At 72.7% G+C, this 20,090-nt stretch carries 16 protein-coding genes; 14 read left to right on the forward strand and 2 right to left on the reverse strand.

Annotated features, from left to right (window positions below; all coding sequences use genetic code 11):
* Nucleotides 1-122: 122 nt before the first annotated feature.
* Complete coding sequence (locus ACFT2C_RS26715) at nt 123-362, reverse strand: hypothetical protein (protein ID WP_377210142.1); 240 nt, start codon at nt 360-362, stop codon at nt 123-125.
* A 209-nt stretch (nt 363-571) separates the two neighbouring features.
* Here ACFT2C_RS26715 and ACFT2C_RS26720 point away from each other — a divergent pair, with 209 nt between their 5' ends.
* The 14 genes from ACFT2C_RS26720 (at nt 572) to ACFT2C_RS26785 (ending at nt 19,424) form a co-directional block, all read left to right on the forward strand.
* A complete protein-coding gene (locus ACFT2C_RS26720; RefSeq protein WP_377210127.1) occupies nt 572-2,695 on the forward strand; it encodes a type IIA DNA topoisomerase subunit B in 2,124 nt (707 codons plus the stop codon).
* A gap of 67 nt (nt 2,696-2,762) precedes the next feature.
* Complete coding sequence (locus ACFT2C_RS26725; RefSeq protein WP_377210128.1) at nt 2,763-3,209, forward strand: DUF4430 domain-containing protein; 447 nt, start codon at nt 2,763-2,765, stop codon at nt 3,207-3,209.
* The gene (locus ACFT2C_RS26730) at nt 3,188-3,808 is read left to right on the forward strand and encodes a DUF6580 family putative transport protein (RefSeq protein WP_377210129.1); all 621 of its coding nucleotides are present in this window, start codon (nt 3,188-3,190) and stop codon (nt 3,806-3,808) included. The genes ACFT2C_RS26725 and ACFT2C_RS26730 overlap by 22 nt, the downstream gene beginning before the upstream one ends.
* 266 nt (nt 3,809-4,074) lie before the next feature.
* On the forward strand, nt 4,075-5,451 hold the full coding sequence (locus tag ACFT2C_RS26735) for a lipase family protein (protein WP_377210130.1): 1,377 nt from the start codon (nt 4,075-4,077) through the stop codon (nt 5,449-5,451).
* Nucleotides 5,452-5,716: 265 nt separating this feature from the next.
* Nucleotides 5,717-6,013, forward strand: a complete 297-nt coding sequence (locus tag ACFT2C_RS26740; protein WP_377210131.1) for a WXG100 family type VII secretion target — start codon at nt 5,717-5,719, stop codon at nt 6,011-6,013.
* Between the two features lie 4 nt (nt 6,014-6,017).
* Complete coding sequence (locus ACFT2C_RS26745) at nt 6,018-6,299, forward strand: hypothetical protein (protein WP_377210132.1); 282 nt, start codon at nt 6,018-6,020, stop codon at nt 6,297-6,299.
* Nucleotides 6,300-6,316: 17 nt separating this feature from the next.
* On the forward strand, nt 6,317-7,786 hold the full coding sequence (locus tag ACFT2C_RS26750; RefSeq protein ID WP_377210133.1) for a hypothetical protein: 1,470 nt from the start codon (nt 6,317-6,319) through the stop codon (nt 7,784-7,786).
* The gene (locus ACFT2C_RS26755; protein WP_377210134.1) at nt 7,783-8,460 is read left to right on the forward strand and encodes a hypothetical protein; all 678 of its coding nucleotides are present in this window, start codon (nt 7,783-7,785) and stop codon (nt 8,458-8,460) included. The genes ACFT2C_RS26750 and ACFT2C_RS26755 overlap by 4 nt, the downstream gene beginning before the upstream one ends.
* Nucleotides 8,457-9,155 carry a hypothetical protein gene (locus ACFT2C_RS26760; RefSeq protein ID WP_377210135.1) on the forward strand — a complete coding sequence of 233 codons (699 nt, stop codon included), beginning with the start codon at nt 8,457-8,459 and terminating at the stop codon, nt 9,153-9,155. Before ACFT2C_RS26755 ends, ACFT2C_RS26760 begins: the two co-directional genes overlap by 4 nt.
* 68 nt (nt 9,156-9,223) lie before the next feature.
* A complete protein-coding gene (locus ACFT2C_RS26765) occupies nt 9,224-10,747 on the forward strand; it encodes a hypothetical protein (RefSeq protein ID WP_377210136.1) in 1,524 nt (507 codons plus the stop codon).
* A gap of 46 nt (nt 10,748-10,793) precedes the next feature.
* Nucleotides 10,794-12,683 (forward strand): discoidin domain-containing protein, encoded by a 1,890-nt coding sequence (locus ACFT2C_RS26770; RefSeq protein ID WP_377210137.1) that lies wholly within the window; start codon nt 10,794-10,796, stop codon nt 12,681-12,683.
* Nucleotide 12,684: 1 nt separating this feature from the next.
* Nucleotides 12,685-17,094 (forward strand): FtsK/SpoIIIE domain-containing protein, encoded by a 4,410-nt coding sequence (locus tag ACFT2C_RS26775; RefSeq protein WP_377210138.1) that lies wholly within the window; start codon nt 12,685-12,687, stop codon nt 17,092-17,094.
* Nucleotides 17,095-17,167: 73 nt separating this feature from the next.
* The gene (locus ACFT2C_RS26780) at nt 17,168-18,082 is read left to right on the forward strand and encodes a hypothetical protein (protein WP_377210139.1); all 915 of its coding nucleotides are present in this window, start codon (nt 17,168-17,170) and stop codon (nt 18,080-18,082) included.
* A 64-nt stretch (nt 18,083-18,146) separates the two neighbouring features.
* Nucleotides 18,147-19,424 carry a HupE/UreJ family protein gene (locus tag ACFT2C_RS26785; RefSeq protein WP_377210140.1) on the forward strand — a complete coding sequence of 426 codons (1,278 nt, stop codon included), beginning with the start codon at nt 18,147-18,149 and terminating at the stop codon, nt 19,422-19,424.
* Nucleotides 19,425-19,443: 19 nt separating this feature from the next.
* Here the strand turns inward: ACFT2C_RS26785 and ACFT2C_RS26790 are convergent, their stop codons facing one another.
* Complete coding sequence (locus ACFT2C_RS26790) at nt 19,444-19,860, reverse strand: hypothetical protein (protein ID WP_377210141.1); 417 nt, start codon at nt 19,858-19,860, stop codon at nt 19,444-19,446.
* Nucleotides 19,861-20,090 lie beyond the last annotated feature (230 nt).

Genomic DNA, 20,090 nt, shown 5'->3' on the forward strand with positions numbered 1-20,090 from the left:
CGTCGCTCGCCGGGTTCCGCGGTGGCGGGGGGGGGCCCGGCCTTCCCCTGGGGGGGGGGACACCGCGCGCGGCCACCCACCGCCGTCTCGGTTCTAGGGTCCGGTGGGTGTCCGGCCTGTGTTCAGGCCTGGCCGTGCTCCGCGTGGAGCCGGTCGGTCTCGTCCTGGACATGGGTGGCGATGTCCACATACGCGGACGCGTGTGCGCGGGCGTGGTGGCCGCAGAAGAGCAGCTCGCCCACGGGCAGAACGACGCGCACATAGGCCTGCGCGCCGCAGCGGTCGCAGCGGTCGAGGGCGGTGAGCGGTTCGGTCGTCAAGGTCGTCACATCTCCATCCAACCATTCGCTCGCGCGGTTCATGCCAGCCCGGGTGGCCGGTTCGCTGCGAGCATAGCGGCGTGGCTCACAGTCCTGGGCCCCATCCGCCCCCAATTGCGCTGAAAGGGTAATTTCCGTCATGGGGTGAATCTTGGCGTCACACGGCCGTTCTGCGCGGTGTGCCGTACTCGTCCCGGGTGCACACGGGGAGCCTGACGTCGGTTGTCGGTGACCTCGTCTACGCTGTCGCCGTGACCGCAACGTCCGAGTCGTACACCGCTCGCCACCTGTCCGTCCTCGAGGGTCTCGAGGCGGTACGCAAGCGTCCCGGTATGTATATCGGGACCACCGACTCCCGTGGCCTGATGCACTGCCTCTGGGAGATCATCGACAACTCCGTCGACGAGGCCCTGGGTGGCCACGCGACGAAGATCGACGTCGTGCTGCACGCCGACACGTCGGTGACGGTGAACGACGACGGCCGCGGCATCCCGGTCGACATCGAGCCCAAGACGGGCCTGAGCGGCGTCGAGGTGGTCTACACGAAGCTGCACGCGGGCGGTAAGTTCGGCGGCGGCTCCTACCAGGCGTCCGGTGGTCTGCACGGCGTCGGCGCCTCCGTGGTGAACGCGCTGTCGGCGCGCCTCGACGTCGAGGTGGACCGCGGCGGCAAGACGCACCGCATGACCTTCCACCGCGGCGAGCCGGGCATCTTCTCCGACCCGGCGGCCGGCCCCAGCCCGGACGCGCCGTTCCAGCCCTTCGTGGACCACTCCGAGCTCAGCGTGGTCGGCAAGGTGCCGCGCGGCCGCACCGGGAACCGCGTGCGCTACTGGGCCGACCGGCAGATCTTCCCCAAGACCGCCGTCTTCAGCTACGACGAGCTGGTCACCCGGGTCCGGCAGACCACGTTCCTGGTGCCGGGCCTCGAGATCCGGGTGCGCGACGAGCGCGGGCTGCCCGGCACCCCCGGCGAGAACGGCCCGCACGAGGAGGTCTTCAAGCACAGCGGCGGCGCCGCCGACTTCGTGGAGTTCCTGGCCCCCGACTCGCCGGTCACGGCGACGTGGGTGCTGCAGGGCGCGGGCACCTTCAAGGAGACGGTGCCGGTGCTGGACGAGCGCGGCCACATGGAGCCGCGCGAGGTGCAGCGGGAGTGCGAGGTCGACATCGCGCTGCGCTGGGGGACGGGCTACGACACCGAGGTGCGCTCGTTCGTCAACATCATCTCGACGCCCAAGGGCGGCACGCACCTGACGGGGTTCGAGCAGGGCCTGCTCAAGGTGATCCGCAAGGGCGTGGAGACCAACGCGCGCAAGCTCAAGGTCTCCACCAAGGACGGCGCCGAGCGCATCGAGAAGGACGACGTGCTGGCCGGCCTCACCGCCGTGGTCACCGTGCGCCTGTCCGAGCCGCAGTTCGAGGGTCAGACCAAGGAGGTGCTGGGCACCGGACCGGTGCGCCAGATCGTCTCCCGCGTGGTCGAGAAGGAGATCCACGAGCGCCTCACGTCTCCCAAGCGCGACGAGAAGACGCAGGCCTCGCTGCTGCTCGACAAGGTCGTCGCCGAGATGCGGGCCCGCATCACGGCTCGCAAGCAGAAGGAGATCTCGCGCCGCAAGAACGCGCTGGAGACCTCCTCGCTGCCCGCCAAGCTGGCCGACTGCCGCTCCAACGACGTGGACCGCTCCGAGCTGTTCATCGTCGAGGGCGACAGCGCGCTCGGCACTGCCAAGCTCGCGCGCTCCAGCGAGTTCCAGGCGCTGCTGCCGATCCGCGGCAAGATCCTGAACGTCCAGAAGGCGTCGATCAGCGACATGCTCCGCAACGCGGAGTGCGCGGCGATCATCCAGGTGCTCGGCGCCGGCTCGGGCCGGTCCTTCGACCTCGAGGCCGCCCGCTACGGCAAGATCATCATGATGACCGACGCCGACGTCGACGGCGCCCACATCCGCACGCTCCTGCTGACGCTCTTCTACCGGTACATGAAGCCGATGGTGGAGGCCGGGCGCGTGTTCGCGGCCGTCCCGCCGCTGCACCGCGTCGAGGTGATCGGCAACGGCCGGCGCAAGAACGAGTACATCTACACATACTCGGAGGCCGAGCTGGGCACCACGCTCAGGAAGCTCGACCGGGCGGGGCGTCGCTACAAGCCGGACATCCAGCGGTACAAGGGCCTGGGCGAGATGGACGCCGACCAGCTCGCGGAGACCACCATGGACCCGCGGCACCGCACGCTGCGCCGCGTCACCGCGGAGCACGCCGAGGCCGCCGAGCGCGCGTTCGAGCTGCTGATGGGCACGGACGTGGCGCCCCGCAAGGAGTTCCTCATCGCCGGCGCGGCCGAGCTGGACCGCTCGCGCATCGACATCTGAGGATCCGCGGAGAGCGCGCCACTGGACCGAGGTGATCCGCGGCGCGCACCGACCTAGACTCGCCAGCGTGAACACGACTTCTCGACGTCCGCTCCGCGCCTTCGGCTCGGCAGCCACCGCCCTCTTCGTCGCCGGCCTGCTCGCGGCGTGCGGCGGAGCCTCCCCCGAGCCCGAGGCGCCGGTCTCGGCGACCCAGAGCGCGCCGTCGGACGCCGCGTCCAGCAGCGCATCGCCGTCCGGCAGCGCGACGGCGTCGGACGGGGCGGAGACCCTGACCTACCCCGGGCGCACCGGTGCCACGGCCCTGGAGCTGCTGCTCGAGGCGGACCCGTCGGCGGAGGTCACGGGCAAGGGCGAGAACGCGTTCGTGACCGCCATCGGCGGCCGTGCGGCGGACGACTCCAAGAAGGAGTTCTGGTCGCTGTCCGTGGACGGCGAGCCCGCCCAGGTCGGGGCTGGGACACTGGAGACCGAGGACGGTCAGGAGATCACGTGGACACTCGAGACGTACTGACGCCCGCGGGCGACCGCCGGGACCTGACGGTCGCGGAGCTGGCCCACCGCTGGTGGCGCCCGGCGACCGTGGTGCTGGTCCTGACCGCGGCGGTGGTGTGGCGGCTGGTCGCGCCGGGGCTGGGCGCGCCGCCGAACCTCGAGATCGCCACCGCCGCGACGTTCCTCGCGGTGCTGCTGCTCCGTAACCGGTGGGCGGCCGTGGTGCCGTTCGTCGTGGTCGCCGTGAGCGACGCGGTGCTCGGCAACACGCAGATCATGTGGTTCACGTGGTCGGCGTGGGCCGTCGTGGGGGTCGGCGCGATCTTCGCGCGGCACCTGCGCGGGCCCGGCCGGTACGCCGCCGCGCTCGGCGTGGGCGTCGGCGGCTCGCTGTGGTTCTTCGCGTGGACCAACTTTGGCGTCTGGCTGATGGACGGGATGTATCCGGCCACCCTGGACGGTCTCCTGGCGAGCTACGTCGCGGGCCTGCCGTTCCTGCGCACGATGCTGCTGGGCAACCTGGTGCTGGTGCCGCTCGCCGCCGTCGTCGCCTCCCTGGTAGAGCGCGCCGAGGCGCGCGGCGCTGTCGAGGCCCCCGCGGCCGCCGCCCACAACTAGGGTCGCGAGGTGCGCCAGGTCGGCAGCCTCCTGCGGAGTCGGCACTTGGCATCGAGATCGGTCCAGCGCTGGACCGATCTCGATGCGAACAGCCGACCTGGTGACACACTGCCGACCTGGCGACACGGAATGTCCACGACCCAGACTGCCCACCTCACAGGCGGACTCTTTTATCCGGATGCTATTGGGGTTAGAGTCAGTAGCGGCTCGCTCGCGGGCCCGGGCGCTCAACGCCGAGCGCCCGAGGACCTCGACGAGGAGATCCGATGCCGCTCGACAACGATCCCCGCTCGCCCGCTCTCCCGTTCCTGACTCGGTTCCCGGTCCGATCGGCTGCCCGGTTCTGGGCTCAGCTCTCGGCCCAGTACTCCGCACTGTCAAGTGCTCCGTTCCTGGCACCCGGACGACGTCGCACCGCGCGGCGCCGCGCCATCGTCGTGACGCTCGCCCTGATGGTCCCGACGGTCGCGTCCATCCCGGCGGTCGCGGCCCTCGCTGCGCCGGCACCTGCGAGGTCGGCAACCGCCGAGTCCGCCGACGCCGCGCCCGCCGACGTGCCCGGTCCGCTCGCCCTCGACGACGACTTCTACGCCCCGCCGGACCCGCTGACCGACGGCGCGGACGGCGAGGTGGTCCGCTGGCGCGAGGAGCCCCGGCAGCTCAGCGCGCGCAACTACCTGGTGATGTACCACTCGACGAACGCGACCGGCAGGGACATCCCCGTGACCGGGCGGGTGCTCGTGCCGAGCACGCCGTGGCGAGGCGAGGGTCCCCGGCCGATCGTGTCCGTGGCGAGCGGGACGCGCGGCGTCGGCGACAGCTGCGCGCCGTCGCGCTGGCTCGACTACGAGCGGCCCTTCATCGAGCCCATGCTGCTGGCGGGCTGGGCGGTCGTGGTGACCGACTACGAGGGCCTCGGCACACCGGGCCCGCACACGTACGTCGTCGGGCAGTCGGAGGGGCGGGCCGTCATCGACATGGTGCGCGCCGCCACGAACCTGCCCGCCACCGGCCTGGAAGCCGGCGGCAAGGTGGCCTTCTCCGGTTACTCGCAGGGCGGCGGGGGCGCGATGTGGGCGGGCGAGCTGCAGCCGGACTATGCGCCGGAGCTCGACCTCGTCGGCGTCGCGGCGGGCGGCGTGCCCGCCGACCTGACCGAGGTGGCCGAGGGCCTCGACGGGCAGGTCGGGTTCGGGTTCCTGCTGTTCGCGGCGTACGGGCTCGACGCCGCCTACCCCGAGCTGGACCTCGAGACCTACCTCAACGAGCGCGGGCGCCAGACCTACGAACGCGAGCAGGACGCCTGCGTGGACGCCACGCTCGGGCACCCGTTCCAGGACATCGGGATGTTCACGACGACGAACCCCCTGCGGTCCCCGGCCTGGCAGGCGCGCCTCGACGAGAACCGGCTCGGCGCCAACCCGCCGGACGTGCCGATCCGGCTCTTCCACGGGACGCTCGACGAGATCGTCGCGCCGGGGCAGGCCCGGGCGCTGCGGGACGAGTACTGCGCGGCGGGCGCGGACGTCCAGTGGGAGTGGCACGTCGGCGACCACGTCTCGACGATGGCGACCGGCGCGCCCGGCGTCGTGACCTTCCTGGACCGGCGGTTCCGGGACCGGCCGTTCCTCGTGCACTGCTGAGTCCGCCGTCCGGTGAGTCCGCCGTCGGCCGAGTGAGCCGTCGGCTGAGTCCGCCCTCCGCCCGCGGAGGGTGAAAGTGCTGATGGGAGGCCCTTTTGGGCGCTCATCTGAGCGAGATCGCGACGGGTCCGGGCGATGCCCGGGCCCGTCGTCGCTGCGTCGCGTGCCGTTCCCCGGCTGTTCATGCACAGGTCGTCGCCCGGTTGGTCCGATTCGTAACGATTGCGGAGCACGAATCCACGACACGCGAGCGAGAGGTTCTGCCATGGCCAACATCAAGGTGACCTTCCAGGAGATGGAAGACGCCGCTCAGCGGATGAAGCAGGAGTCGGACGACATGCAGGGCAAGCTCGACCAGCTTCGCTCGATGGTGGACAACCTGGTGCAGGACGGCTACGTGACCGACAAGTCGTCCAAGCGGTTCGACGAGTCCTACAAGGAGCTCGACAAGGGTGGCAAGCAGGTCATGGAGGGGCTGACCGGCATCGGTGACTACCTCAAGCAGGCCGCCGAGGCGCTGCGCAAGACCGACGAAGAGCTCGCCAACGCGCTGAACAAGTAGACCCGTGGCCGACCTCGTCGTCACCTCGATCGCTCTGGACGATGCCGAGCAGCAGCTGACAGCGATCGTTGACGAGTTCAAGGGCATGGACAAGCTGTGGGGCGACGGCTCGCTGTGGGGCCACGACACGGTGACGAGCGCCATGGACGACTTCATCGATGACTGGTGGGTCAAGCGGGAGAAGCTGACCACCAACCTCTCGGACCTGCAGAAGAAGATGAAGCAGGCATCCGAGCAGTGGAACAACCTCGAGGTCGAGCTGGCCAAGTCCTTCGACGAGCAGTAACGACAGGAAGAGGATCGATGAGCGCTGTCCGGGGCGGGGACTGGCATCTGCTCGGTTATGACACGGACCCCGTCCCGGCGGAGGGTTCCGGCCTGGACGAGGTGATCAGGCACTACGAGAGCATCACCTTGCAGATGGAGACCCAGGCCAAGCTGCTCAAGAAGATCGGCGACGGCGACGAGACCCTGCTCAAGGGCGTGGCCGCCGACGCCATGCGCAAGCGGTCGCGCGAGAGCGCGGACTCGCTGAACAGGGCCTCCGGCCGATACGCCGACGTCCGCGACGCGCTGCGCGAGTACAGGCCCGCGCTGGAGACCGCGCGCTCCGAGACCGGTCTCGCCCTCAGGGCCGCCGAGGACGCCGCGGGCGCCCAGAAAGCGGCGGAGGGCATGCCCGACCCGGTGAACGCCGACCGGGCGGACGACGCGCCGCCGCTCACCGACAAGGACCGGGAAGCCTCCACGAACCGTTCGGGCAAGATCGAGACCGCGCAGCAGGACCTCGCGGCCGCGAAGGCCAGGGCAGTCGCCGCGATGACCGCCTTCGGCACGGCAGCGGACGCGGCGGCACGCAAGATCCGGGAGAACTGGGGCAGCGACAACCTGCACACCAGCGGTTGGGACGCGTTCCTGCACCGGCTGAACAAGTTCCTCAAGAAGCTCGTCGAGATCCTGATGTACATCGGGATGGCGCTCGCGGTGCTGAGCATCCTCATCCCAGGGCTGGGCATCCTCACCCTGCTGAGCGTCGTCGCCACGGTCGTATCGGTCGCCGCCAGCTTCATCCTCGCCGTCCAGGGCGAGGGAAGCTGGCTGAGCGTCATCATCGGCGTGCTCAGCCTGGGCCTGATCGGGGTCGCCGCGAAGATGGCCGGTTCGCTGAAGAACGTCCAGGCCGGGCTCCTGACCAAGGGCGCCGGGTCGCTAGGCAACCAGACCAAGGTGTTCCAGAACCTGATCCGAGACCGGGAATGGTTGCGCAACTTCCTGACGATCGGCGCGACGCCGAACATCGCGCGCCAGATCTCCGCCCTGAGCTTCAAGATCGGCCCGCTGGGCACCAAGCTACGTGGCTGGCAGGACTTCGCCGGCAAGACCAGCGTCTCACCCGGCTGGTGGCAGATCGGCAAACCGAACGCCTGGGTCAAGGGCGACTTCAGCAAGCTGAGCGCGTGGTTCAAGAACGACGTCAGCCGGATCAAGTCGATGTGGCCGCGCGGGGACTACCGCTGGGACCGCCTCATCGGCATCAGCGACATCAAGGACGTGCAGAAGATCAGCGCGGCCCTCAGCCAGATCGGCGTCGGCGGCTTCGCGATCAAGACCTGGATGTACATCGGGCCGATCTCCTACACGTTCTCCTGGGCCATGCGGCCGTTCAGCCTGCTCAATCCCTCGAACTTCAACCCCGCCGACCCGCGCTGGAGCCTCTACGGCTGGCGCGACGCCGACTACGCGGGCCTCTACTCGGATCAGATCGGCCTATGACCGCGCAGAGCAACGACATCGCCGCCGGCCTTGAGGTCTCCGGCTGGACCTGGCGCGTGGACCCGCCGGCGGGCTGGCTCGTCGTCCCTGCCACCGGGCTCGAGGAGCCCGACGAGATCGCCCGGTGGGAGCAGGAGGCCATCGCGGTCGTCCGGGAGTCGGTCGAGCCGGTGCCGGACGAGTCCGGCGAGCCGGTCGAGCTGGACGACGCCGCGCGCGCCGAGCTGGACCAGCTCGCCGTCGACTCGGTGGCGAACCTCCGGGCCTTCGCCGACGGCATGGCGCCGGGCGGGAACCGCGTCGTCGGCGCCCTCGGGGTGCTGGGGAACGGGCCCGTCCCGGTGCTGGTCGCCGTGGGGGTGAGCGACCCAGCCGCGCCGGACGACGGCCTCATGGCCGCCTTGGGTGCGACGGGCGGCAGGCCGGCCGCGCCCCCGAACGTCGAGCACCTGGACCTGCCCGACGGCGACGGCGTGCGGGTGGTCCGCCTCGACATCGACGAGGCCGGGAGCGGCTGGATGAGCGTCGCCGTCGGCCGGCGCGTCGAGCATCACGACGCCGTCGTCGACACCGTGCTGGTGTGGCGCACCGTCGACCTGTTCCTCGTCGCGGCGATGGTGGAGCTGCTCGACCAGCTCCTGCGGGCCGTGCAGATCACCCGGAGCACCCCATGAGCGAGTCACCCACCGGCGCACCGGCCGTCGCCGCCGGGAAGCCGACCGATAGCTGGGTCATGCTGCTGCCGCCCGGGTGGGCACGGTTCCCCACGGGGGAAGGGCGGGCGCGCGAGCTGGACCACGCGATCGAGGAGGTGGTCGCCAGGGCCTTGCCGGACGACCTGCCCCGGGACTCCGCGGAGCCGCACCGGCACCTGCTGCGCGACCAGCTCCGCCGGACCCTCGACGGCGCCCGTGATGCGGGCAGCGGTGCGGTCTACCTCCCGACAGAGCCGATGAACGGGACGATCATTCCCGCCTCGATCACCGAGCTGGAGTTTGTCAGCGACGCCGGCAGCGATCCCGTCGCTGTCGCGACCAGCATCCTCGCGGACGGTTACGAGGAGAGCGACCTGGTCGAGATCGACGGCAGGCCCGGCGTCCGCGTCCTGGCGACCTCGCACGAGGTGCAGGCGGAGGGTGACTGGCCGATGGTCTCCACTCGCCAGGTGCTGTACACGATCTCGCGCGACGACGTCGAGGGCGAATGGCTCGCGATGTCCTTCAGCACGGTCTGGAACAGCCACGACACCGAACGCCTCGCGGAGGCGCTGGTCCTCTTCTTCGACGCGGTCATGGGCACCTTCCGCTGGGCGGGCCCGGGGACGGACGTCCCCAACCTGCCGGAGCAGCAGGTCCCCGGCTCCGCATGAGCGGCGGGAGCGCCGCGCCGGACCCCCGACACATCTGACGTACCGACACATCGGAAGACGGAGTCAACGTGCATCACGTCCACCGCACCGCCAGGGCCCTCGCGGCGGCGGTTCTGTCTGCGGCGTCCGCCGCGGCCCTCGTCATCGCGGGCGCCGGACCGGCGGTCGCCGGTCCGGCCGAGGCAGGCCCAGCTCCCGCGGCGCCCCGCGTCGTTCTCGTCGCGGACGTGCGCGCTCACACGAGCACGGGCAGACGCGCGGGAACGAGCGCGGACCAGGACGAGAGCGGCAAGAAGGTCAAGTACTACGTGATGCAGACCAAGCCGAACGGCGAGCAGGAGTTCCTGTTCGAGATCGCGCAGCGGTTCCTCGGCGACGGCAACCGGTACACGGAGATCTTCGAGCTGAACAAGGGCCGCACGCAGCCGGACGGCAACGTCCTGACCGACCCCGCTGCCGTCCTGCCGGGCTGGGTCATGCAGCTTCCCGACGACGCCGAGGGCGAGGGCGTCGAGGTGGGCGTGCTACCGACCGGGCCGGCGGACGGCGGTGCCGGCTCCGGCGGGCCGGGCGCCACGCCGTCGGACGATGCAGCGTCGGAAGATGCAGCGTCGGAAGATGCGCCGTCGGACGACGCGTCCGCGCTCCCGGGGGCGAGCCCGTCCGCGGAGGCGGGCGCCCCGGCGTCGGGCGCGGCGGACGCCGGGGAGACCGCCGCCGGAGGGCCGTCCTGGGTGGTGCCCGTCCTGATCGTGCTCGGCGCGCTGGTGCTGGCCGCTGGTGCCGCATACGGCGGCATCCTGCTGGTGCGCCGGCTGCGGGCCGGCCGCGAGGAGCCGTTCGACGACAGCCTGCTGCGCACCGACACGTCGGCGGCGTGGATGGTCGACCGGGCGCTGCGGGTGCTGATCGCCGCGTGCGAGCGGGACGGCGAGGAGCTGCCCGCGGTCACCGGGGTGTTCATCGAGGGCGGGGCGATGCGACTGAGGCTCGGGAGCCCGGTCTCGCCGGCGCCGTCGCCGTGGGTGGCGAACGAGGACGGGCAGAGCTGGTCCGCGCCGCTGGCGAAGCTGCAGTCGGCGCCGGCGTCGGAGGCGTCGACCTCGCGGTTCGCGCGCCTGGTGACCATCGGCGTGGGCGAGACGGGCCGCGTGCTGGTGGACTTCGCGTCGGCGCGCGGCGTGATCAGCCTGGACGGGCCCACGCGGGCGCGGCACGAGGTGCTGCGGCGGTGGCTGGGCGAGCTGACCGGCAACCCGTGGTCGAACGACCCGCGCGTCGTGATGGTCGGCAACGGCCTGCCGCAGCCCGAGCTCGTCGAGCACCTGTCGGCGATCGAGCAGGTGATCCCCGAGCTGGACGCCGCGGGCGGGGGCGTGCTGGTGCTGTCGCAGGCGCCATCGGCGGCGCAGCAGGACATGCTGGCGGCCCGGTTCACCGCCCCGGGCTTCGGCTGGGTGGTCATCGTGCTGGGCGAGTCGACGTCGGCGAAGTGGCGGATCACCGCCGGCGAGGACGGCTGGCTGCGCAGCGGGTTCCTGCCGGACGTGCGCTACACCGAGCAGGCAGCGGTACGGCGCGCCGGTGAGTGACGTGCGGGGACGCGGTGTGCGGGGGCGTGACGTACGGGAACGGAGCATGTGGGGACCTGACGCGCGGCGGTCGACAGCGCTCAAGGCCGTGGTGACCGTGGTACTGGCGGCGCTGCTGGCTGTCCCGACCGCGCCGGTCGTCCCGGCGCGGGCTGCCGAGGAGCCCGTGCTGGTCTCGCAGGGCAGGCCGGCGGTGGCGTCGTCGCTCGAGAAGTCCGATTTCCCCGCCCGCAACGCGGTGGACGGCAACCCCGAGACCCGATGGTCCAGCGGGTTCAGCGACCCGCAGTGGATACGGATCGACCTGGGGCGGTCTACCACCGTGCACCGGGTCGAGATCGACTGGGAGGTCTCCCACTCGACGGCGTACTCGATCCAGCTCTCGAACGACGGCGAGACGTGGGAGACGCACTGGTTCGGCGAGGGCGACGGCGGCAACGACGTGATCAACATCCTCGGCGAGGGCCGCTACGTGCAGATGTACTCCACGGCTCGGAGCGGCACGGCGGGCAACTCGATCTGGGAGCTGCGGGTCTACGGCGAGCCCGAGCCGGAGAAGGCGGCCGTCGAGCCGGCCCCGACCAAGAAGCCGTCGGCGGATGCCGACACGGATCCTGAGGCGGATCCCGAGGCGGGGGAGTCCGAGCCGCAGCCACGGCCGACGACGTCCGCGCCGGTCGCGTCCGCCCCCGCCCCGTCGACGTCGGCCCCCGTGCCCGAGCGGTCCGGGCCGCCGGGCTCCGTCCTGTACTACGTGGTCCGCAAGACGCCCGACGGGAAGGTCGAGAAGCTCAACGACATCGCCGAGAGGTTCCTCGGCGACCGCGAGCGGTGGCCCGAGATCGCGGAGCTGACCGAGGGGCAGCGGCAGCCCGACGGCGCATATCTGACGGACCCCAGGACGCTGAAGCCCGGCTGGGTGCTCAAGATGCCCAAGGACGCCACGGGCGACGGGCTGGAGTTCGGCCCGCTGCCGGGCTTCGAACCGCCGTCTCGCAAACGGTCGCCCTCGCCGTCGGCCGAGCCGACAGCCGCCGTCGCGGGCCTCGACGAGGCCGGCAGCTCCGGTCCGATGATCGGCGCGATCGGCCCGATCTGGTACGCGGCCGGTGCGGCACTCGTGCTGGCGGTGCTGGCCTGGCTGGGCATCTGGCTCCTGCGCCGCCGGAGGCGGCACGAGCCGTTCGACGACAGCCTGCTGCGCACGGACACGTCGGCCGCGTGGACCGTCGACCGGTCGCTGCGCGTGCTCATGGCGGCCTGCGAGCGGGACGGGCTGGAGCTGCCCGGCATCACCGGTGTCTTCATCGAGGGCAGCTCGCTGCGGCTGCGGCTGACCAACCCGGCAGCGCCCGCCCCCGAGCCGTGGGCGGTGAGCGAGGACGGGCAGAGCTGGGCCGCGCCGCTGGCGAAGCTGCAGTCGGGCGCGGCGTCGGACGGTTCGACGGCGCGGTTCGCCCGGCTGGTCAACGTCGGCATGAGCGAGACCGGCCGGGTGCTGGTCGACTTCGCCGCCGCGCGCGGCGTGATCAGCCTGGACGGGCCGACCCGGGCGCGGCACGAGGTGCTGCGGCGGTGGCTGGGCGAGCTCACGGGCAACCCGTGGTCGGACGACCCCCGGGTGGTCATGGTCGGCAACGGCCTGCCCCAGCCGGAGCAGGTGGAGCACCTCGCGGGGATCGAGCAGGTGGTCCCCGAGCTGGAGGTGGGCGAGGGCGGCGTGCTGGTGCTGTCCCAGGCGCCGACGGCGGCGCAGCAGGACATGCTCGCGACCCGCTTCACCGGCCCGGAGTTCACGTGGGTGGTGATCGTGCTCGGCTCGGCGCCGTCGGCACGGTGGCGGTTCACGGCGGGCGACGACGGCTGGCTGCGCAGCGGGTTCCTGCCCGACGTGCACTACGACGAGCAGACCGCTGTCCGGCGGGGAGGCGAATGACATGTATGCCCTGATCACCGCGCGCCATGGCGTGCGCGAGACGATGTTGTCGCTGGACCTGGACGAGCGCACCACGGCGGAGGACCTGACCGAACGGCTGGCCGCCGAGGTGGGCGCGCCGCGGGGCAGCACCCTGTACGTGGACGGCCGCCCGGTGCCCACCCGGTATGGCGCGGGCGACGACGTGCTCGCGGCCGGCACGGGGGTCCGGGACGGCGCCGTCGTGACGTTCGGCCCGGATCCCGGGCGGTCGGACGGCCCGTCCGGCGGCCCGGTCGACCTGTGCGTCACGGGCGGGACGGGCGCCGGCGCGGTGGTCCGGCTCGGCGTCGGCGAGTCCATGGTGCAGGTCGGGCACGACGGCCGCGTGCGGGTGGACGAGCCGCGCGAGGGCGGGCTGCCCGCGATCGCCGTCGTCGTCGCGCTGGACGGCGGGGTGCGGGTCCGGCGCGTCCCGGACCCCCGCTCGGCCGGCCAGCAGGTCCACCTGGACCGGCTGGAGGAGCCGCTGGGCGAGGACGAGGCGCCGTGGGCGGCGGGCACGCAGCTCCGCGTCGGCGGGTGCGTCCTTGCGGTCCAGCCGGCCACGCGGCCCGACGCCGACCTGCGCCCCGCCGTCGAACCGGGCCACCTGGACTACAACCGGCCGCCGCGGCTGCTGCCGCCCATGCCGGCGACGCACTTCCGCCTGCCCGCCGAGCCGGCGGCGCCCACCCGGAACCCGCTGCCGTGGCTGGCCATGGCGATGCCGGCGGTGCTGGGCATCACGATGGCGATCGTCTTCCGGTCGCCGTACTACCTGATGTTCGCGCTGGCCTCGCCGCTGATGGGGCTGGGCAACTGGTGGATGTCGAAGCGCAACGGCGTCACCACGCACAAGGAGCGGCTGAGGCAGCACGCCGAGGAGCGCGCGGCGCTGGAGGCGGAGGTGCTGGACGCCGTCCGGCGCGAGCAGCACCGCCGCCGGGTCTCCAGCCCGGGCGCCGCCGAGCTGCGGCTGATCGCCACGACGCCGACGCGCCGCCTCTGGGAGCGTCGCAGCACGGACGCCGACCACCTGACGGTCCGGCTCGGGCTCGCCGACGCGACCAGCCGCGTCGAGGTGGAGGACAGCGCGGAGCCCGAGCACCGCCGCAAGACCCGCGCCACCATGCGGTCGGTGCCGGTCACGGTGCCGCTGAAGGAAGCCGGTGTGGTCGGGCTCGCGGGGCCGGGGGACTGGCCGCGGCGTCGGGCCCGGTGGATGGTGGGTCAGCTCGGGGTGCTACAGAGCCCCCGCGACGTGCAGGTGTATGTGCTGACCAGCTCCGAGCACGTGCAGGAGTGGGCGTGGGCGGCGTGGCTGCCGCACGTGCGGCCCTCGTTCGGGCAGGACGCCGTGGCCCTGATCGGCACCACGACGGAGACGCTGGCGGCGCGCGTGGCCGAGCTGAGCTCGCTGATCACCCAGCGCCGCGCCGCCATGGACGCCTCCGGCGGCAAGGTCATGTCCTGGCCGCAGATCGTGGTGGTGCTCGACGGCGCCCGGCGCCTGCGCGCGCTGCCCGGCGTGGTGTCGGTGCTGCGCGACGGGCCCGGCGTCGGCGTGAGCGTCGTGTGCCTGGACGGCGACGAGCAGCTCCTGCCTGAGGAGTGCTCTGTGGTGGCGCTCGCCCGGGTCGACGGCGGCATGACGCTGCGCCGGCAGGACGCCGACGACCTGCGGTCCGTGCTCGTCGACGAGGTGGCCGACGACTGGTTCGAGCCGGTGGCGCGCGCCGTCGCCGCGGTGCACGACGTGACCGCGTCCGAGGGCGAGGGCCTGATCCCGGACTCGGCGCGGCTCGTCGAGGTGCTCGGCATCGAGGACGTCGACGCCGCGCAGATGGTGTCCCGGTGGCGCACGGTGTCGAAGGGCAGCACGACGGCGGTGGTGGGCGTGTCCCTGGACGGGCCGTTCGCCCTCGACATGGTGCGGGACGGACCACACGCGCTGGTGGGCGGCACCACCGGCTCCGGAAAGTCGGAGTTCCTGCAGACCGTCGTCGCGTCGCTGGCGGTGGTGAACACGCCCGAGACCATGAACTTCGTGCTGGTCGACTACAAGGGCGGCGCCGCGTTCAGCCAGTGCGAGCAGCTCCCGCACACGGTGGGCATGGTCACCGATCTCGACTCCCACCTCGTGGAGCGGGCCCTCGACTCGCTGCGCGCCGAGCTCACCTTCCGGGAGCACGTGCTGGCCGCCGCGGGCGCGAAGGACCTGGAGGACTACCTCGACGCCCAGGGCCGCGGGCACGTCGGTCCCACGCTGCCCCGCCTGATGATCGTCATCGACGAGTTCGCCTCCATGGCGCGCGAGCTGCCGGACTTCGTCACCGGCCTGGTCAACATCGCCCAGCGGGGCCGCTCGCTCGGCATCCACCTCGTGCTGGCGACCCAGCGCCCCTCCGGCGTCGTCTCCCCGGAGATCCGCGCCAACACGAACCTGCGCATCGCGCTGCGGATGACGGACAAGGGCGAGTCGAAGGACGTCATCGACGCCACCGAGGCGGCGGAGATCGCCAAGTCGCAGCCCGGCCGGGCCTACGCCCGGCTCGGGCACGCGTCGGTGATCCCGTTCCAGTCCGCCCGGGTGGGCGGGCGCCGGCTGTCCCTGTCCGACGCCGGGCAGGTGGAGGAGCCGTACGTCGCGCGCGTGGCGGTCGCCGACCTGGGTGCCCCGCCGCCCAGCCGGCCCAAGACGAAGCGCCGCGAGGACGTCGAGACCGACCTGGCGGCGCTCGTCGCCACGCTGCGCGAGGCCGCCCGGACGGGCGGCTGGCCCGCGCCGCGGCGGCCGTGGCTGCCGGCGCTGCCGGGCCTGCTCCAGCTCTCCGAGGTGTGGCAGCCGGGCGGGGAGTCCCTCGCCCAGCCGGGCGGGGAGTCGGCGTTCGCCTGGGCGCTGGAGGACTCCCCGGCCGACCAGCGGCAGGGGCCCGCCCTGATCGACCTGGACGGCTTCGGCCACCGGTACGTGATCGGCGCGCCCGGCAGCGGGCGCTCCACCACGCTGCGCACGACGGCGTTCGCGGCCGCCGCCGCCCTGCCCGTCGCCGACCTGCACCTGTACGCGATCGACTGCGGCAACGGGGCGCTGACCGTGCTGAACGAGCTGCCGCACACGGGCGCCGTCGTGCAGCGCGGGCAGGCCGAGCGGACCACCCGCCTGCTCACCCGCCTGCAGACGGAGCTCGCCCGGCGCCAGCAGGTCCTCGCGGCCGGGAACTTCGCCAGCGTCACGGAGCAGCGGGAGCTCGCCGAGCCGGGGACCGGCCTGCCGCGGATCCTGCTGCTGATCGACCGCTGGGAGAGCTTCATGAGCACCTACGGCGACGTCGACAGCGGCGCGCTGGTCGACCTCGTCCAGGAGCTGCTGCGGGACGGCGCGAGCGCCGGCATCCACCTGCTGATCGCGGGCGACCGGTCGCTCCTGTCGAGCCGGATGAGCGTGCTGACCGACGACGCGCTCGTGCTCCGCCTCACCGACCGGCTCGACTACGGGATGGTCGGGATCAACCACAAGAAGCTGCCCGAGGAGATCCCGCCCGGGCGCGCCTTCCGGTCGGGCAGCGGGCTCGAGGTGCAGGTGGCGATCCTCGGGGACGACCCGTCGGGACGCGCCCAGACTGCCGCGGCGCGCGCCATGGCCGCCGAGATCCGCGAGCGCGAGGACGTGGCGCCCGGGACCGGGCCGTTCCGGGTGGACGACCTGCCGTCCACGATCACCGTGGACGCGGCCTACCAGTACGTCGGCAGGGAGGCGGCCCGGCCGATGTGGGCGCTGCTCGGCGTCGGCGGGGACGACCTGGCGGCGTTCGGCATGGACCTCGCCGGGGACGCTCCCGCGTTCCTCGTGGCCGGGCCGTCGCGGTCCGGGCGGTCCACGCTGCTCGCCGTCATGGCCGAGTCCCTGCTGCGCGGCGGCACCCAGGTGGTCGTGCTGGCGCCGCGGCCGAGCGCCCTGCGCGACCTCGCGGGCCGCGACGGCGTGCGCGCCGTGCTCACCGACCCTGAGGTCACCGAGCAGGACCTGGCGCCGCACCTCGACCCCGACGGCACACCCGTGGTCCTCGTCGTGGACGACGGCGAGCAGGTCACCGACGCCCCCGCCAAGACCTGGCTGCGCTCCTACCTGCGCACCGCCGCCGACAACCAGCGCGGCCTGATCCTCGGCGGCGACGCCTCCGAGATCGCCGGCGGGTTCTCCGGCTGGCAGGTCGACGCCAAGAAGTTCCGACGCGGCGCCCTGCTCAGCCCGTCCGACCGGTTCGACGGCGACCTCGTCGGCGTCAGCCTGCCGCGCTCGGCGGTCTCGTCCCAGGTCAGCCCAGGCAAGGCGCTCGTGCACCTCGGGTCGGGGGAGCTGATGACGGTGCTGGTGCCGACGGTGTAGGCCAGGCGCACGGTGCGGCGCGCCCCGCCGTCCGCACTCGCGCACGGGCCCGCCGTCGTGCCACCGTAGGAGCGTGCCAGAGGACGAGCCGACAGGCCTCGACGCCGCCGTCGACGCGCTCTACACCCGGCCGCTCGAGGAGTTCGTCGCGGCCCGCGACGCCGCCGTCCGGCAGGCCGCGGACGGCGGCGACCGGCTGGGCGCCGGGCGCATCAAGCGCCTGCCCAAACCGTCGGTCGCGGCCTGGGTGACCAACCACGTGGCGCGCGAGCATCCCGAGGAGGTCGCGGCGCTCGCGGACCTCGGCGACGAGCTGCGAGCCGCGACGGCGGACCGGGACCGCGGCCGCATCCGGGCACTGGACCACCTGCGGCGGGAGCGCACCGAGGGGCTGGTCCGCATGGTGCGCGAGGCCGGCGAGGTAGGCGGCCGGCCTGTCTCGGCCGCCGTGCTGGACCGCCTGACCGAGACGCTGACCGCCGCCGTCATGGACCCGGACGCCGCGGCCGTCGTCCGGGCCGGACGCCTCTCGCGGGCGCTGCAGCACGTCGGGTTCGGGATCGTGGACGAGCAGGGCGAGGAGGCCGACCTCGTCGCGCTGCAGCCGGCGGGGAAGGCGGAGCGGCCCGGCACCGCCCCCGACGGCGGCAAGCCGGACTCGGCCGCGGAGCTCGCGGCGGCGGAGCGCGCCGTCGACGAGACGTCCGCGCAGGTCGACCGGCTGGAGGCCCGCCGCGACGACGTCCGCGAGCGGCTCCGGACCGCGGACGCCGCGATCGAACGCGGCGAGGGCGAGGTGGACCGCCTGGACCGGGAGCTGGAGCGGCTCACCGCGGAGCGGGACGCGGCCCGTCAGGCCCTCGACGACGCACGGGAGACCGCGGACGAGGCGCGTGCGGACCTGACCGCCGTCGAGGACGATCTCGACGAGGCGGTGGAGCGCTCCGCCGAGGCCCGACGCCGTCGCCGGGAGGCGCGCGGGCGCTGACCGGCCGCCGCATTTTCGCCGGGCGTTGGCAGACCGTTCATCCCGGTGAGGGAGTGTTCGGCCCGTGCGTCGCCTGCTCACCACCGCGGCACTGTCCGTCCTGACCGCCGCCGTCCTCCTGCCCGGCCTGGCCGGCCTGGCCCCGCCGGCGGACGCGCACGGCTTCACGTCGACCGTCTACGCCGACGCGTCGACACCCGAGCCGGGCCTGGTGCGCACGGAGCTCGGCCTCGAGTACGACCTCCTGGTCGTCTCCGCCGCGGAGTACCAGGACGACGACGCCTTGTTCGAGGAGGGCATGGCCGTCTGGAAGACCGGCGGCGACCGGACCGCGCTCGCCGCCCACGCGGACACGGTGCTCGGCTACGTCACCGACCGCTTCGACGTGACCGCCGACGGCGAGGCGTGCGCCCCGGCGCAGTCCGGAGGCTTCCGCATCGACACGCGGGAGGGCGTGCGCTACGCAGTGCTCGTGCTGGACCACACCTGCGAGGCGGCGGTCGGCCGGGACCCGGGTGCGCCGCCCGTCAACTACGAGGTGCACAGCAGGCTCTTCGGCGACGAGGAGGGCTACGTCACCGGTACGACGACGATCCTCGACTACGACCTCGACGGCGTCGCGGGCAGCGCCGCGCTCACCCAGGACACGCCGTCCTTCTCGACGATCCGGCCCTGGTACGAGCGGTTGGGCGAGTTCTTCCTGCTGGGCGCCGAGCACCTCCTCCTCGGCCCGGACCACATCCTGTTCCTGGTCGCGCTCATCGTGGGCTCCCGGCGGCTGCGCGACGTCGTGCTCGCCGCCTCGTCGTTCACGCTGGCGCACTCGGTGACGTTCATCCTGGCCGCGCTCGGTGTGGTCAGCGCGCCCGCCGTCGTCGTCGAGCCGGTCATCGCGCTGTCGATCGCGGTGGTCGCCGCCTGGCACGTCGGGGGCCTGTGGCGCGGGCGGGCGCGGGCGAACGGCGGCGTCCTGGCGCATGCCGGTGTGCTGGCACACGACGGCGTGCTGGAGCCGGCCCGGGCGGGACGGTTCGGGCTGGAGCGGGCGGACTGGTTCCGGCTGGTCGTGGTCTTCGCGTTCGGGCTGGTGCACGGGCTGGGGTTCGCCGGGGCGCTCGGGATCGACGAGCCGTTCTCGTGGACGCTGCTCGGGTCGCTCCTGGTGTTCAACCTGGGCATCGAGGCGGTGCAGCTCACGCTGATCGCCGTCATCTTCCCGCTGCTCGTGCTGTTGCGGCGCCGCGCGCCCTGGACGGCTCTGTGGGCGGGGGGCGTCATCGCGGTCGGGGTGACGGTCGTCGGGCTCATCTGGTTCGTCCAGCGCCTGCTGGGCGTGGGCTGACCAGGAAGACGCGGCGGATCTAGCCGGTCGTCGGCCATTCGACGAGATCGTCGAGGACCGGAGGCTGGTAGCCGGGGCCCTTGAGCACCTTGCCGTCCTCGCGGCGCAGGACCCGGCCGTCCGGGTCGAGCTTGCTCATGTTCGACCGGTGGACCTCGACGAAGACGGCCGGCAGGTCGATCCCCAGCGCGTCGGCGGTGCCATAGGCGATGTACAGGACATCGGCCAGCTCCTTGGCTACCGCCTGGTACGCGGCGGTCGGGTCGTTGCCGGCTCGCAGGACCTCCGCGAGATCGGTGAGCGCCTCGGCGGCCTCGCGCGCTTCCTCGGCCAGCAACGTCCGCCGGTGCTCCGCCAGCTCGGGGCGTTCGGCCTTGGTCTCGAGGTCGAACACCTCGCGGAACTCGGCGACGCGGCGCATGGGTTCGTGATCCATGTCCTGACCCTAAACGCGGACGCGCTCTGGCTGTTGGTCCGCCCGCGGCGCGGTCAGCGCAGGTGCGGCGGCCCGGATCGGTCCACGACTGCCCCCACCTGGCCCGACTTCGGTCCCTTGCACGACACGGAACGTCACTTCGGTCGGTTGCTCTGAGATCGGTCAATTAAACGACCGATCTCAGAGCAACCCCCCGCACTCAAAAAGGCCACCGTGCCACCGACCCAAGT

This window comes from Promicromonospora sp. NPDC057138 (assembly GCF_042670845.1).
GTDB lineage: Bacteria > Actinomycetota > Actinomycetes > Actinomycetales > Cellulomonadaceae > Promicromonospora.